10 protein-coding genes are annotated in these 16,040 nt (G+C 40.4%); 5 read left to right on the top strand and 5 right to left on the bottom strand.

Features of this window, described 5'->3' with window-relative positions; translation table 11 throughout:
- Positions 1-170: 170 nt before the first annotated feature.
- On the bottom strand, positions 171-1,028 hold the full coding sequence (locus AC3Z9T_RS14100) for a MetQ/NlpA family ABC transporter substrate-binding protein (RefSeq protein WP_490126744.1): 858 nt from the start codon (positions 1,026-1,028) through the stop codon (positions 171-173).
- Between the two features lie 205 nt (positions 1,029-1,233).
- Between AC3Z9T_RS14100 and AC3Z9T_RS14095 the strand changes: the two genes are divergently transcribed.
- A complete protein-coding gene (locus AC3Z9T_RS14095; RefSeq protein WP_490126743.1) occupies positions 1,234-2,268 on the top strand; it encodes an isopenicillin N synthase family dioxygenase in 1,035 nt (344 codons plus the stop codon).
- Positions 2,269-2,310: 42 nt separating this feature from the next.
- On the top strand, positions 2,311-3,597 hold the full coding sequence (locus AC3Z9T_RS14090) for a cystathionine gamma-synthase family protein (protein WP_490126742.1): 1,287 nt from the start codon (positions 2,311-2,313) through the stop codon (positions 3,595-3,597).
- Between the two features lie 39 nt (positions 3,598-3,636).
- Here the strand turns inward: AC3Z9T_RS14090 and AC3Z9T_RS14085 are convergent, their stop codons facing one another.
- Together AC3Z9T_RS14085 and sbcD are read right to left on the bottom strand one after the other, a co-directional pair.
- Positions 3,637-7,314 carry an AAA family ATPase gene (locus AC3Z9T_RS14085; RefSeq protein WP_490126741.1) on the bottom strand — a complete coding sequence of 1,226 codons (3,678 nt, stop codon included), beginning with the start codon at positions 7,312-7,314 and terminating at the stop codon, positions 3,637-3,639.
- A complete protein-coding gene (gene sbcD, locus AC3Z9T_RS14080) occupies positions 7,311-8,531 on the bottom strand; it encodes an exonuclease subunit SbcD (RefSeq protein ID WP_490126740.1) in 1,221 nt (406 codons plus the stop codon). The genes AC3Z9T_RS14085 and sbcD overlap by 4 nt, the downstream gene beginning before the upstream one ends.
- A gap of 420 nt (positions 8,532-8,951) precedes the next feature.
- Between sbcD and phoB the strand changes: the two genes are divergently transcribed.
- From phoB to brnQ, 3 genes are all read left to right on the top strand, one after another.
- On the top strand, positions 8,952-9,641 hold the full coding sequence (phoB, locus tag AC3Z9T_RS14075; protein WP_490126739.1) for a phosphate regulon transcriptional regulator PhoB: 690 nt from the start codon (positions 8,952-8,954) through the stop codon (positions 9,639-9,641).
- 20 nt (positions 9,642-9,661) lie between these two features.
- Positions 9,662-10,975, top strand: coding sequence for a phosphate regulon sensor histidine kinase PhoR (gene phoR / locus AC3Z9T_RS14070; RefSeq protein ID WP_490126738.1), 1,314 nt, complete (start codon positions 9,662-9,664; stop codon positions 10,973-10,975).
- 580 nt (positions 10,976-11,555) lie between these two features.
- Positions 11,556-12,881 carry a branched-chain amino acid transport system II carrier protein gene (brnQ, locus tag AC3Z9T_RS14065; RefSeq protein ID WP_490126737.1) on the top strand — a complete coding sequence of 442 codons (1,326 nt, stop codon included), beginning with the start codon at positions 11,556-11,558 and terminating at the stop codon, positions 12,879-12,881.
- A gap of 82 nt (positions 12,882-12,963) precedes the next feature.
- On the opposite strand, the gene AC3Z9T_RS14060 is transcribed toward brnQ, so the two are convergent.
- Together AC3Z9T_RS14060 and ggt are read right to left on the bottom strand one after the other, a co-directional pair.
- The gene (locus tag AC3Z9T_RS14060) at positions 12,964-13,989 is read right to left on the bottom strand and encodes a hypothetical protein (RefSeq protein ID WP_490126736.1); all 1,026 of its coding nucleotides are present in this window, start codon (positions 13,987-13,989) and stop codon (positions 12,964-12,966) included.
- A 125-nt stretch (positions 13,990-14,114) separates the two neighbouring features.
- The gene (ggt, locus tag AC3Z9T_RS14055; RefSeq protein WP_490126735.1) at positions 14,115-15,881 is read right to left on the bottom strand and encodes a gamma-glutamyltransferase; all 1,767 of its coding nucleotides are present in this window, start codon (positions 15,879-15,881) and stop codon (positions 14,115-14,117) included.
- Positions 15,882-16,040: the final 159 nt, after the last annotated feature.

Here is a 16,040-nt window from a genome sequence, read left to right as displayed (position 1 = left end):
TAGGCTAAGTTAAAGTATCAAATTTAATGTTTTTATTCAAAGTGTTACTGGTTTTTTAGCACGTTTTGCGTAATAAAAAAGATTATTGATGAAATAGTTGGTGAGAGGAACTGAATGAGAAAAGTAGGGCATAGCCACGTATACCCTACAGAAAAATGACGAATATAAAGTTATTGAAGAGAAGCTAAAGGCTGGGATATTTGTATTTTTGTTCCCCCAAAATGATCACGGATGTAATTCTTAACCGCTTCAGTATGATATAGCTCTTCAAGTTTATTAAATGCTGGATTATCTTTATTCTCTTTTTTGACCACTAGTACATTGATCATGTTATTAATGCTGCCATCATTTTGTTCGCGGAATAGAGAATCATTCAAAGCGTTTAACCCTCCTTCTTGTGCGGCAGTATTGCCAATAACAGCAATATCAACATCTGGTAAAGCTCTTGGGCCATGAGCATATTTGATTTGCTTAAATTCTAGTTTTTTGGGGTTTTCAATTATGTCATTCACAGAGCCAGTTGCTTGGTTAAAATCGGGTTTTAACCTAATCAGTTTAGCTTTTTGCAATAATAATAATGCTCTTGCATGGTTGGCGGTATCATTAGGAATTGCGATTAGTGCGCCATCGGGTAATTCATCTAGTTTTTTATATTTAGATGAATAAACCGCCATTGGCTCGAAGTAGGTTGTGGTAATAGCCGATAATTTATTACCATTATTTTTATTAAAATCTTTCAGAAACCCCCAAGATTGAAATGCATTAACATCGACATCACCATCAATGGTCGCAATATTGAGAGTGACACCATCATCAATAATTTTCACATCAATATCTAAACCAGCATCTTTGGCGGCCTGTGATTGTGCGATGAATTGCCAAATATCGGCATCACTGCCATGGCTACCAATAATGATTTTTTGCCCCTGATGATGACTATTGGCGGTTGATTTAGTTTCGTCCTCTTGCGAGCAAGCGCTCAAAGCCGAAATGGAAAGAGTTAATAATATTGCCACTATTTTTTTCATTGAGGTATCCCTGAACTGTTATTTCTTTTTATATAAACAGATCGCTTGGAGGGAGTTGAAATAACATTTTATAAGCACGAAGATGTTTTAGTTATATATCATGTTTAATGATTGAAACTGTTATATCGATATATTTTTAAATTATTTTAGTATTTTATTGCGGTGCTATTTAATTAATAAAACTAACTATTTTTAAGGTTTTATTATGTCAGCATATCAGCTACCTATTATTGATCTTCGCGAATTAGATAATCCAAGCACACGAGATAATTTCTATCAAAAATTACGTTTTACGGCCCGTGAAATCGGTTTCTTCTATCTTGTTGGCCACAATATTTCATCACAGCAACGAGACGATTTATTAGCCACGACTAAACAGTTTTTTGCTTTACCTGAGGTAGAAAAAAATAAAATAAATATGAGTCATTCGAGGCATTTTCGTGGTTACACAGGATCAACACAGGAAAATACACGTAACCAACCCGATTATCGTGAGCAAATTGATATTGGTGAAGAACTGCCTGCACTGCCCTTAACGGATCAGGATCCTATTTGGTTTAACCTGCAAGGGCCAAATCAATGGCCTGATGCATTGCCTGAATTAAAAGCACGGGCACTAGCTTGGCAATTAGCGATGAGAGAGACGGCCGTTAAATTAATTAAGGCATTTTTGGTTGCGTTAGAACTCCCTGAAAACAGCTTTGACCCTATTATTGCTGATCCGGCTCAGCATTTGCTGAAATTAATCCATTATCCCGCTCGTGAAAGTGGTTTGGAGGGAGAGCAAGGCGTTGGTGCACATAAAGATGCAGGAATATTAACTTTATTATGGCAAGACAATATTGGTGGGTTACAAGTCGACACAGATAATGGCTGGATTGATGTTGCTCCTTTAGAAAATGCGTTTGTTGTGAATATTGGTGAAGTTTTTGAACTGGCAACCAATGGTTACTTACGTGCAAATGTTCATCAAGTTGTGAGAAAGCAAAACAGTGTTTCACGCTATTCGATTGCTTACTTTATCACGCCAAGTGTATTCGCTAATGAAGTGCCATTATTACCTCTACCTACTTATTTAGCTCAGCAGGCGCTAGGACCTGATAGCGATCCACTAAATCCTTTATTTACTAATTTAGGAAAAAATGCAATTAAAGGTCGACTGCGTTCACACTTATCAGTAACACGTCAATTTTATCCTGAGGAATACGAGCAAATTATTAAAAATAGCAATATCTTATGATGTACTTAGCATTCAGCTAAGCTTTTATTTTATTGGAGTACCATGATGTCGAATCGTTATTATAAAAAAGAGCTTAACGGGCACACACTAGCAGCAGAAACATTAATGATGAGCTATGGATATGATCCTCAGCTTTCAGAAGGTGCAATTAAGCCCCCAGTATTTTTAACTTCAACTTTTGTATTTAAAACGGCACAGGAAGGGAAAGCGTTTTTCAATATGGTTAGTGGGCGCACACCAACGCCTGACGACCAGAAACAAGGGCTGGTATACTCTCGCTTTAATCACCCAAACAGCGAAATTGTTGAAGACCGACTGGCATTATATGAGGGGGCAGAAAGTGCGGCATTATTTTCATCAGGTATGTCAGCGATTACCACCTGTTTAATGGCATTTTTGAAACCTGGAGATGTATTACTGCATTCTCAGCCATTGTATGGTGGAACAGAAACGCTATTTTTAAATACATTGGCTCGTTTCGGTATTACTTCAATTTCTTTTGCAAATGGTTGTGATGTGAAATCGATAAGAGAGGTGATTAAAGGTATAGACCCAGCTAAGAATATTGCTGCTATCTATATTGAAACACCTTCGAACCCATTAAATACGTTAGTGGACATTCACTTACTGAGTGAACTAACAAAAGAGATTGCACAAACTCGTCAAGAAGAAAAACCATTATTGATCTGTGATAACACTTTACTTGGCCCAGTGTTCCAGAAACCGCTATCATTGGGGGCTGATTTAAGTGTGTACTCACTAACTAAATATGTTGGTGGTCACTCTGATTTAGTTGCTGGTGGTGTCGCCGGTAGTCGTGCATTAATGAAAAAAGTTCGCGCTCAACGTAATGCGATAGGTACTCAGCTTGATCCTCATTCGAGTTGGATGCTTGGACGTTCCTTGGAAACATTGCAATTACGAATGGAAAAAGCCAATGATAACGCACAGCAATTGGCGACATTTTTACATCAACATCCAAAAGTCAAAAAAGTGCATTACCCTGAATTCTTACCAAAGGAAAGTACTGAATATCAGGTATATCAGCGCCAATGCACAGGTGCAGGTTCAACGTTTTCCATCAATGTCGGTGATAACGAAGAGGATGCATTTAATTTCTTAAACCATTTGGCGTTGTTTAAGTTAGCGGTAAGTTTAGGAGGAACAGAATCGTTAGCCTGCCATCCTGCATCAACCACCCATTCAGGGGTCGCTGAATCAGTTCGTCAAGCAACCGGTATCGATAGTAATCTAGTGCGTTTATCAGTAGGAATCGAAAACGTAAATGATTTAAAACAAGCGTTATCACAAGCTTTGGATGCTGTTTAAGTGAAAAACAAGCAGAGGTTCAAACCTCTGCTAATCGCTTTAGTTGATCCGATATTGGCTTGGTAATTCACTAAACCCAAAGCCATTGGTTTTTTTCACCGGGATCTGTACAGGTATCCGTTCTTTCATCGCTTCAACGTGGCTAATAACCCCAATTGTTTTCCCTGAGGCATTTAAACTTTCTAAAGCATCCAGTGCGATATCTAATGTTTCTGGATCCAGCGTGCCAAACCCTTCATCAAGGAATAATGATTCCAATTGTGTTTTATTGCTCACCATATCCGATAACGCCAAAGCGAGAGCAAGGCTGACTAAGAAGCTTTCACCACCTGAAAGGGTTTTGATGTCTCTGATAGTGTCCGCTTGCCAACTATCAATTACCTGTAATTCGAGATCAGAATTGTGGCTGCGCTTTAAGATATAGCGTCCATGTAACTTATTGAGGCGTTGATTGGCGAGCGAAATAAGACAGTCAAAGGTTAAGCCTTGTGCGTAACGGCGGAACTTATCACCTTCAGCAGAGCCAATTAATTCATTGAGTAATCCCCAATCATCACAATTAGCTTGGCTTTGTTCAATTTCTTGTAGTAAGCCACGTTGTTGATGGCGTTGTTGCTTATCACTATTGAGCTGACTGATGATTTGGCCTTGCTGTTGATTGAGCATTTTTACTTTATTATCAAGTTCGCCGATATCGTGTTGTAATTGCTCTGGATGGCTATCTGGTAAGCCCTTTGGTTGTTGTGTCAAATGTTCTTGTAACGCCAACTCACCTTCTTTATAACGCGTCTCAGTCTGTATGCAGGATTGCTTTAATTGCTGGTGCAATTGCTCTAAGCGCTGTTTTTCATCAGCAGATAATAATGCACTTAAAAATGCTTGTTGTGTTGCAAACGGGCTGCTTGCCAGTGCTTCAGCAAAATGTTGTTGTGCTGTACTCAGCTGCTGTTGACTCTTATCGATCGCACTGGTGACTTCACGATGACTGCCTTTCAGTGATGCTATTTCTTTTTCACGATAACTTACTTGCTCACTGAGCTGTTGTAGTTGAGAGATGATTTTATCTTGTTGCTTCTGTAATTGGCTGACAAATTGTGAAATGGATTGACCACCCAACAATAATTGGCGCGAGTTCTGTTTTTGTTGCAGCAACTGTTGCAACTGTTGTAAATGTTGCTGAGCACTTTCTAGCTGTTGTTTTAACGCTGCTTGTTGAGTGGTCTCTGCTTGTAGCATTGCTTCTGTAACGGCTATTTTTTTGGTGAGATCTTGAGTTGCTTGTTTTTTTAATTCATATAATTGACCGCGTTTTTCTAGCCCATCAAACCATTGAGAGAATTGCTCATCGGTTGGTAATTGAAAACCAGACAATGAGGATTGTAATTGTTGGTGCTGCTCACTATATCGTTGTTGGTGTGTGAGCAGTTGTGCTTGGTTTTCATCCATTGAGCGCTGTATCTGCTTTATTCGCTCATCAAGTAAAGTTAGCATTGATTGCTGCTGATTGTTGAGTGATTGTTTTTCCTGTAATTGATACTTAGATTGCTGATACTCACGTTCAAGTAACACAAAGTCCTGCAAGAGCTTTTGTTCGCTTGATAACTGTTGTTGGCATTCATTGAGTAATTGTTCTACGACATTTTGTTCAATCGCCAATTCTGTAATCATGGCTTTTTGACATGTGGTTGCCCACTGTTTTTGCAAGTAGTTTTCTTGGGTTGCTAGCTGTAACAGTGTCTGTTGGTTTTCTTCTTGTCGCTGAATTTCTTTTTGCCGCTGTGCTTGTTGGGTGGTTAAGTTATGTCTTAATTGTTCAAGCTGAGTGGTCAATTCATGCAAACGTTGTTCTGTTTGGTTTGGCTCTATGGTTTGATATTGTGCAATAGCAGGGTGTTCAGTGGCACCACAAAGTGGGCAAGGGCTACCGGCAATAAGCTGTTGGCGTTCCGTTTCTAGACTGACTATTTTTTGTTCTAATCGTAATCGAGCTTGTAAATCGGTCAAATGAGGCTGGATATAGGCAATTTGCGTTTCTGCTAGCTGGATCTGCTGTTCTGCTTGGGTGATTGATAGCGTAATTTCTTTTTGTTGAGCTAACTTAATTTGTTGTTGGCTTTGTAGCTCTTGCCATTGGGTTAGTAGGATGGGTAACAACTGCATATGTTGCACCGTTGAGCGTAATTGTTCTACTGTTTGGTTAGTTTTTTCAATATCATGGGCTTCCAACCAGGCTAAATAGTTCTTTTCAATTCGCTGATAGATGGCGTGATCTTGCTCAAGTTGTTGCTGAAGCTGTATATATTGCTCAGTTTGCTGCTTCTGTTCACTGCACAAAGTGATGTGCTGTTGTGATAAAGTCTGTTGTTTCTGCTCAAACTGGATAAGCTGTTTCTTCGTTTGCTCTAGATATTGTTCTTGTTGTCGCCATGAGCCAATTTGCTGTAAAATGACGGCATCTTGCTGGTTTTTTTGTAAATAATACTGAATATTGCTGAGTTCTGTATTCGACAGGGATATTTGTTGTTGCCCGTCATCAATTAGCGTTTGTTTGGTTTGATATTGTGATTGATATTGATTTTGTTGCGCTAGAGTTTCTTTAATTTGTTGATTTAAATTAATGATCTCATTATCTAATGGACGGACTTGGTTATCGATTACCAGTGTCTGTTGTTGGGTATAGCTTAGGTGTTGCGTATTTTGTGCGTTAATTTGTGTTAGTTGTTCTTGTAACGGCACTAGCTGTTGAGTTTGATTATTCAAAGTTAGCAAAAGATTTTGCTGTTTTTCTAATAATTCATTCAGTGATTGTTGTTGGCGCTCTGTATCTTGCCATAGAGGGCGTAGGCTCTCAGCCGGTATGTTGTCAGTGAGTTTTTTTATTTCCAGTTCAGCCGCTTGATAGGCACTCTGTGCGTGTTGCCGTTCTAATTGCTGTTGTTGTAAACGTACGGTGAGCTGCTGTTGGCGCTGTTGCCAATGCAGTGCTTGTTGGTATTGCGTACGTTGGAGGTTGAGTTGGTTTTCTTGCTCAGCTAACAATTGCTGCTGAATGAGTAATGTTTGATGTTCACCTTCTGTGAGTAAGTGAATACTTTGCGCTCGCGCTTTTAATAGCTCTAAATCATTTTTAACTTGCTTGTGTTGACGATAGATATAGCTAGAAATCTGACTATAGATTTCAGTTCCTGTAATTTCTTCGAGTAAATCAGCGCGCTCTTTTTCTGTGGCATTTAAGAAGGCCGCAAAATCACCTTGAGATAGCAAGATAGATTTTGTAAAGCGGCCAAAATCGAGTCCCGTTATCTGAATAATTTGTTCTCTGACTTCACTGATTTTTTCAGCGATGATTTTGCCGTCGCTAACCGTTGCAAGCTCAGCTTTTGGTGATTGTAATTTACCATCTGGCTTATTATTTGCACGCCTTTGACTCCAAAATGCGCGGTAGGCTATTCCTTTAACTTCAAATTCAACCTCAGCAAGACATTCACCGGTATGGCGGGTCATTAACTCGTTTTGGTTTGCCGATAAAGTCGTTAAACGCGGAGTTTGATGATAAAGAGCAAGGCAAATTGCATCTAATAGTGTCGTTTTGCCTGCTCCAGTAGGACCGGTAATGGCAAAGAGCCCTTGGCTGATAAAAGGCTCTTGGTTAAAATCAATTTTCCATTCTCCTTTGAGGGAGTTAATATTTTTTAAACGTAAACTCAGTATTTTCATGCATCCCCCTCAAACTCAGAGCGTAATGCATCGTGAGATTGCTTAAATAGTAGTAAGAGCCGTTGTTCTTTTTCTTTGTCGTTCAGTTCTTCTTCTGTTAAACGGCGCAAAAATACCTCTTCGGCCGTGAGTTCATTGAGTGTTTCATTAGCAATCGCAGCTTGTTGACTTTGCTGTTGCTTCCGGGCGCGACGTAATAACACCACTTCAACGGGCAAATCTGTTATCAGTGCTTCAATACGTTGCTGAATATCAGAAAGGTAATCTTGCGTGGCAATCTCGATATCAAGCCAAATGGGTTGAATGTTGTCATTGAACTCTATTTCATTGAGCTGTTTTTGAATATCGACAAGTGATCCTTTAAGTGTTTTCAATGGTTGGAATATAGGGATCGGCAATTGGCGGATCTGTGATATGTCACTGCGATCGAATTCCACTAAACAAACGCTTTTTTGTTGATTTGCTTCATCAAAACTTAATGCGATAGGTGATCCACAATAGCGAATGTGTTGTTCTCCACCGATGACTTGCGGGCGATGTATATGCCCTAAGGCAATATAGTCAGCAGGGGGAAACGCTCCTGATGGAAAGGCATCTAGGGTGCCAATGTAGATATCTCTTACAGAATCAGAAACTTCAGCACCAATAACAGTCAGATGCCCTGTGGCAATAATGGGGATCTCAAGCTCAAGCGCTTCACGTTGTTGTTGCGCTAGCTGATAGCTATACTGATAGTATTCGCTGATGGCAGTTTGTAATGATAGTTGCTTTTGTTCGCTACTTTGCCCAGCAACGCTGAGTTGAATATCTCTAGGGCGCAGAAACGGGATTGCACATAGCAGGGCTCCGGCCTCACCTTGGGCATTTTTTAGCGTGATGACCTGTGGTTCGCTACCTGATGTGACAACATGCGTATTTAAATAGGCAAGTAGTGAGCTAGTTTCATTTAAAACAGAAACAGAATCGTGGTTACCACTGAGTATCACCAGTTGACAGCCTGTTTGTTGCAAAGAGACGACAAATTGGTTGTAAAGCTCTCTTGCATAACTCGGTGGTGAACCCGTATCAAAAATGTCGCCTGCGACAATAATGGCATCAACATGGTATTGTTTTACTTGTTCGATTAGCCAAGTTAAAAAATGTTGATGTTCCGCAGCACGGCTTTTAGTAAAGAAATATTGGCCAAGGTGCCAGTCTGAGGTATGAATGATGCGCATCAATACGGGTTCCTAAACATGACGACTTATGATACTTCAAATCGCAGAATTGCTGTCTATTACATGTGAATTTACGCTAGTTGAACGTTAAGTAGTATACCTGATCTGAGGTGGTTGATTCGGAGAATTATCGTTTTATACTCGTCATTCTTCAAGATGTGGGGCTTTTCGTTGAGGTATAAGTGGCTGCGCTACGCTCGCCGAGTCACCGTGTTTATCTATGCTCCTCGTCTATCTTCGCTTGTCGCCTACCTGCAACTCGAATTATTTAGAGTATAGATCGCATGACTGCGAGATTTCACTAAAATGACAATTGCTATTGGACTATCATGATTGAGTGTTAACATTCATAATTCTGTCATAAAAGTGACGCATAATGATTTTACTTTTAACAATCTCTTCTTATTTACAGGATTAATCATGGCAAGACGCATTCTAGTCGTTGAAGATGAGGCGCCCATCCGCGAAATGGTTTGTTTTGTACTAGAGCAGAATGGTTTTCAGTCTATTGAAGCTGATGATTATGATTCCGCAATTGCGCAGTTAGTTGACCCGTTACCTGATTTGGTATTATTGGATTGGATGATCCCTGGGGGCTCGGGTATCCAAGTGATCAAACACATGAAGCGTGACAGCGATACGCGTGATGTGCCAGTTATGATGCTAACTGCACGAGGGGAGGAGGAAGATCGTGTTAAAGGGCTCGAAGTCGGAGCCGATGATTACTTGATCAAACCTTTTTCACCAAAAGAGCTGGTGGCTCGTGTGAAAGCTATTTTACGTCGTATTTCACCAATGGCGACAGAAGATATTATTGAAATGAACGGGTTAACATTGGACCCAACCTCCCATCGCGTCAGTAGTCAAGATATCCCGATCGATATGGGGCCAACGGAATATAAATTACTGCATTTCTTTATGACCCATCCTGAGCGGGTATATAGTCGTGAGCAGTTACTCAATTATGTCTGGGGTGCTAATGTGTATGTTGAAGATCGCACCGTTGATGTGCATATACGCCGCCTTAGAAAAGCATTAGAAATCGAAGGGCATGATAAAATGGTGCAAACGGTTCGTGGTACGGGCTATCGCTTCTCAACTCGTTACTGACTAATAAAGGGGATCCCCGCGTGCTTGAACGCCTATCATGGAAACAGCTGATTTGGGGGCTGTTTTTATTTATCTTACCTGCATTAATTTTATCTCTATTTATTGGTCATCTTGCATGGTTGCTGGTAATTTCACTTGCCGCAGCGCTGGTTTGGCATAGTTATAACTTAATGAAACTGTCATATTGGTTGTGGTTAGACCGTAGTATGCTCCCTCCTGATGGTAAAGGTGGATGGGAACCCATATTTTACGGGATATATCAGATGCAACAACGCAATCGTAAGCGTCGTCGTGAATTAGGGCAGTTAATTAAGCGGTTTCGAAGTGGTGCGGAATCTTTGCCTGATGCCGTGGTGATGATGACGCTTGAAGGTAATATTTTTTGGTGTAACCGCCATGCTCAACATTTATTGGGCTTTCGTTGGCCAGAAGATAGCGGACAGCCTATTTTTAACTTATTACGCTACCCTGATTTTAGCCGCTATTTTACCTTACAGAATTATGATCAACCTTTAACACTTGAACTGAATAGCGGCGCAATTGTTGAATTTCGTATCCTTCCTTATACCGAGGACCAATTATTAATGGTGGCACGAGATGTCACTGAAAAACGTCGATTAGAAAAAGCGCGTAGAGATTTCTTTGCTAATGTAAGTCATGAGTTGCGCACACCACTGACCGTTATTCAGGGCTATCTTGAGGTACTTGACGACCAAGAAAATGCCTCGCCCGCCAATAAAAAAGCCCTACATGTGATGCAAGAGCAAGCACATCGCATGGATAACTTGGTTAAACAATTGTTGCAGTTATCACGTATTGAAGTGGCTCCTCAGATCAATCTAGATGAGCAAATTAATATCCCTGTTATTCTAAAAATGATTGAGCAAGAGGCGATTAGCTTGAGCCAAGGCCGGCAGCAATTTGAGTTTTCTGTTGATGAGCAATTGCGTGTTTACGGTAATGAAGAACAGTTGCGCAGTGCGGTTGCTAACTTGGTTTACAACGCCATTGCACATACCCCTGAAGGAACGACCATTCGGGTCAGTTGGCAGAAAAATCATAATGGTGCACGGTTTAGCGTTGCTGATAATGGCGTCGGGATCCCAGCCGAACATATCCCTCGCTTGACTGAACGTTTTTACCGAGTGGATAAAGCAAGAACTCGCCATGGCGGTGGGGGAACGGGGCTTGGTTTAGCCATCGTCAAGCATGCCTTACAACATCATAATAGCCAGTTAGTTATCACTAGCCAGTTGGGGAAAGGGAGTGAATTTTCATTTACTTTACCGCCGGTATTGATTGTATCTGATAAGAAAACCGCTAAGACAGCATAATAGAATAGTGAACGATGAGAGCGGCCGCGAGTAGCCGCTTTTGTTGATTGATTTAATGTGTGCATATTTGTCTTTCTATATTTTCATTTTGTAGAACCCGATAATGATGCAAAGATAGAGTGAATAATCGCATATTGATTATTTTTTATTCAAATCATATAGTGTATATTCTTATTTTACTGACAGTAATCACTAGTTAGTAAAAATACTTTAGTGTTTCATGCTTGTTTTTTGGTTTGCTATTGCCTTTTTTCCCTATAAAAGTTTTACTTGTAGCCAGTTATTGGCGATTTTTCCTGTTTTTTGAGTTTTCATCTTGCCTGATGTGATAAATAGTACATATTGTATTGTTAATGGCTTGTTAATAAAAATTCTATGCTCTAAATAATTCGATGTACAACTAGGCGGCAAGTGAGAGAGATGCTAGAAGCATATAAAAGTATGTGACTGGCGAGAGCGAATGAAGCCAACAATGTTGTACTTTGAGGTATGACGAGTATATTCCGTCAATTATCATTCAAAGAGATACTGATTAGTTTCTCTATATTTTCACTATTGCTACATAGATTTAACATAAAATATGGCTCATCGTTTAACATCCAGAGATATTATTGCCTTAGGTTTCATGACCTTTGCGCTCTTCGTTGGGGCTGGAAATATCATATTTCCTCCTATGGTCGGCTTACAAGCAGGTGAACAAGTTTGGACTGCTGCCCTTGGCTTCCTTGTCACAGGTGTGGGTCTTCCCGTTTTAACCGTGATTGCATTGGCTAAAGTGGGTGGGGGTATTGAAGCCCTAAGTACACCTATTGGTAAAACGGCTGGTTTACTACTTGCTGTTGTTGCTTACCTCTCAGTAGGGCCTTTATTTGCTACGCCTCGTACGGCAACTGTATCTTACAAAGTCGGTATTGCCCCTTTGCTTGGTGGTGAGTCTGATATTTCATTGCTGATTTACAGTGCGGTCTATTTTGTATTAGTCATTGGTATTTCATTGTATCCAGGTAAGCTACTCGACAGTGTTGGTCACATACTTGCTCCAGTGAAGATGCTAGCTTTAGCGATCCTTGGTGTTGCTGCAGTACTTTGGCCTGCAGGGGAGCCAATGCCATCAACAGATGCATACCGTGATATGGCATTCTCCAATGGGTTTATAAATGGTTATTTAACCATGGACACATTAGGCGCAATGGTATTTGGTATCGTAATTGTTAATGCGGCACGTTCGCGAGGTATTGAAAACTCTTCATTACTAACACGTTATACCATGTGGGCAGGTTTGATTGCTGGGGTGCTATTAACACTGGTTTATCTCTCTTTATTTAAATTAGGTGAAAACAGTGCATCAATAATCCCTAATCCGCAAGATGGTGCCGATATCTTGCATGCCTATGTTCAATATACATTTGGCGACTATGGTAGCTTCTTCCTTGCGGTATTGATCTTTGTTGCTTGTATGGTTACCGCGGTAGGCTTAACCTGCGCCTGTGCTGAGTTCTTCAGCCGTTATGTGCCGATTTCTTATCGCTCGTTAGTGTTGATACTTGGTGTGTTTTCCATGGTGGTCTCTAACCTTGGTTTAAGCAAACTGATCGCGTTTTCTGTACCTGTATTAGTCGCTATTTATCCACCATGTATTGTACTGATCTTACTTAGCTTCACCCTGAAGTGGTGGCGTAACCCAAGTGTGGTGATGGCGCCAACTATGTTGACTAGCTTTGTAGTTGGTTTGATTGGTGCTGCAAAAGCATCGGATAACCTGAAAGATTACATTCCTGAATGGATGACTTCAATTCCATTGTATCAGCAAGATCTTGCATGGCTGTTGCCTTCAATTGTGGTGTTAGTTGTTGCAGCGGTTTGTGATCGTGTGATCACATCTGCTGCGGAACATAAGCAGGCATGATGATACGAATGTAATGTATAAATAAAGGAGCCATTTGGCTCCTTTATTTTTTTAATCAATGCACAGATATTAATGATGCTCATTACACATCGGTTGATTCGCTATGCGAATTAGGGATCGATAATTTTGATGTTACTAGGCGGGATGCATCTTTACGCTTGTTGTTTGTATTGTCTTGGATTGGCTGACTAGTTGGGCTGTTTAAGTAAAGGATTTTATTTGTGACGACTAAGGCATCTTCATATATTTTATCAAGGTCGAATTCCTCTTTACCAAAAAACTGCGTAACGGCATCATTGATGATTTGGTTTCCAAGTGTAGTCACAATCGCGTTACTTTGGGCAGTTATTAAACTAGGGTCATTATTGCTTAGTTTAGCAATTTTACTTTGAGTTAAAACGCTATTATATGCATTGTTAGCAACATGATGAGCAGCACTAAGAGATGCTGCTTTTGGGTTTACTTTTTGTTTTGTATTTTCATCAATACTGAAATGTGTTATGACCTTATAAAATACAAGTTGTTTCTCTTTATCGCTGATAGAGGTAAGTTTTAAGTCACGAATAGTATTGTCAATCGCAAGATTAACTGCTCTGGATATTGCATTTGCTTTCTCAAAAATTATATTTTCGTTATAACCTTGTTTCATGTGTGTTTCGAGTTGGGCTATATAGTCGTTAGTTATTGATTGATTATTTTGTAGAAAAAACTCTTCATACTTTTTCATTGCAGTTGGATTTTGTAATTTATCTCTTAAATCCTTCATTTGTTGAAGCTCTTCTTTAAGCCTATTATTTTTCTTAACCCAAAATTTTTTTTCTGTTTTTTCTATTTTTTCCATTATTTCTATTTTTTGAGTTAAATCATCGATGAATGCCTTTGCTAGGGTTGTATCAACATACGATTTATGTTTTTTCAGCATTTTTTCTTTGTTGAAATCGATCGAATCGTTTTTCAATGAGAAGCTATAAGTTGGGCTATTGGAATTTTTAGATGAAGTTATATACTTAGCAATTGAGTTGTCATTGGCGGTAGTGCTGATCTCACTAGTGTCATTGGTTACCAGAGTGGTTCTTTGAGGAACTTTATTTGAAAGGATGCTGGTCATAATGATTCCTTATTAATTATAAATAAAATAATTATATAAAGAGCATCTTTTTTTTCTTTCAAAAAAAGCGATAGACTTAATGTTATTCAAAAATTCAAGGCAGGATAGCCTGCCTTGAGTGAGCTTTAGTTTACCCCAACGGCACTGCCCGCAGGGCGTCTTACATCATTCGCGCCATAAATATAACCTTGGCGAACTTTACCTGAAACCGCGGAGTCATTACCTGAAGAATCCGTTTTATCACCTTTCGCATCAGGAACGGGTACCATGATCAGCTCTGCAGCACCCCATGGGGTCTGTTCCACCATTTTGTAGCCCATCTTATCAAGTAGGCCTAAGCTATCTTTAGAAACCCCTCTCTCTTCATAATAGACCTCATCAGGTAGCCATTGATGGTGGATCCTTGCTGCATTCACCGCTTCTTGTGGTGGCATGCCATGATCAATAATATTCAATGCAGTTTGTAGGGTGATTGAAATGATACGCGATCCCCCCGGAGAGCCTAGCACGAGGAATACATGACCATCTTTAGTCACAATGGTTGGGCTCATGGATGAAAGTGGGCGTTTACCGGGTGCAATAGAGTTTCTTGCCCCTTGAACCAGACCGTACATATTTTTTTCGCCCACTTTGGTGGTGAAATCATCCATTTCATCATTTAAAAAGAAGCCTGTGCCCGGTGGGATCACCACAGAGCCAAAGCGACCATTGATGGTATAGGTGGTTGAAACCGCATTGCCTTTATCATCGACAACTGAGTAGTGAGTGGTTTCTGGTTTTTCATGTGGGCCAACCCCTGGTTGGACTTGGGTTGATGGCGTGGCTTGATTGGGTTTGATCTCTTTACGTAGTTCTTCCGCGTAGGTTTTGCTTAGCAATTTTTCTGTCGGGTTATCAACAAATGCAGGATCGCCTAAGAAAGTGTTTCTATCCATATAAGCATGGCGCATCGCTTCTGTCAGAGTATGGATATATTCGGCGGAATTGAAACCCATCTCTTTGAGGTCATAGCCTTCTAATATGTTGAGTGTTTGGCAAATTGTCACCCCACCTGAGCTTGGTGGTGGTGCAGAGATAAATTTATAGCCGCGATAGGTACAGCTTACCGGGGTCGTATCAGTAATGGTGTAATTAGCAAAATCGTCGGCGGTTAAGATACCACCATTCTTTTTAGAGGCTTGTTCAACAATTTTAGGTATCTCGCCCTCATAGAAAGCTTTAGGGCCTTCTTTAGCGATTTTTTCCAATGTATTTGCCAGATCGGTTTGCACTAATAGATCGCCCGGCTGGAAAGCACTGCCATCAGGTTTCAAAAAGATCCGTGCAACTTCAGGATCATCTTTAAAGCGATTGGTCGTTGTGTCTAGCACGTCAGTATCGGCCCGAGTCAAAATGAATCCTTCTCTGGCTAGCTTAATAGCGGGTTCCATGACTTGTTGACGGCTCATTGTTCCATATTTTTCAAGGGCATAATCAAGTCCTTTGACGGTTCCGGGAACACCTGAAGCAAGGTAGCCATAAAGGCTAGCATCTTTGATTAGATTACCATCTTTATCGAGATACATATCTGCATTGGCAGCTTTGGGAGCCGTTTCCCTGAAATTGATAAAAAGATCTTTGCCATCGGCAAGGTGGATAGTCATAAAGCCACCGCCGCCAATGTTGCCGCAGCACGGGTTAACAACCGCCTGTGCATAGCCAACGGCAACAGCGGCATCGACCGCATTACCGCCGGCCTTAAGAATATCGGCACCAATCTGTGATGCTAAATGTTGAGAAGATACCACCATACCTTTCTGTGCCTCGACAGCAGGTTCTGTGGCCGCGAATAACTGAGGTGAGATAAGTAGTGAAAGCAGTAGAGCAGAAGGGCGCCATGATGTTTTTATCATTCGTATCTCCTGATGAATGTATTAGATTACGTAACATAAATAACTAATGTGATTAATTTGTTAATCATTTGTACGCTTAATGTATAGCATAAAATAATAGAGATGACTGAAGGATAAAACTGAGAAGTGTTAACAAAGTGCTAAAAAATTTATCTTGAG

It is taken from the genome of Providencia sp. 6390 (assembly GCF_058148425.1).
Note: the sequence above shows the minus strand (reverse complement) of the source record. Positions and strands in the feature narration are given on the sequence as shown.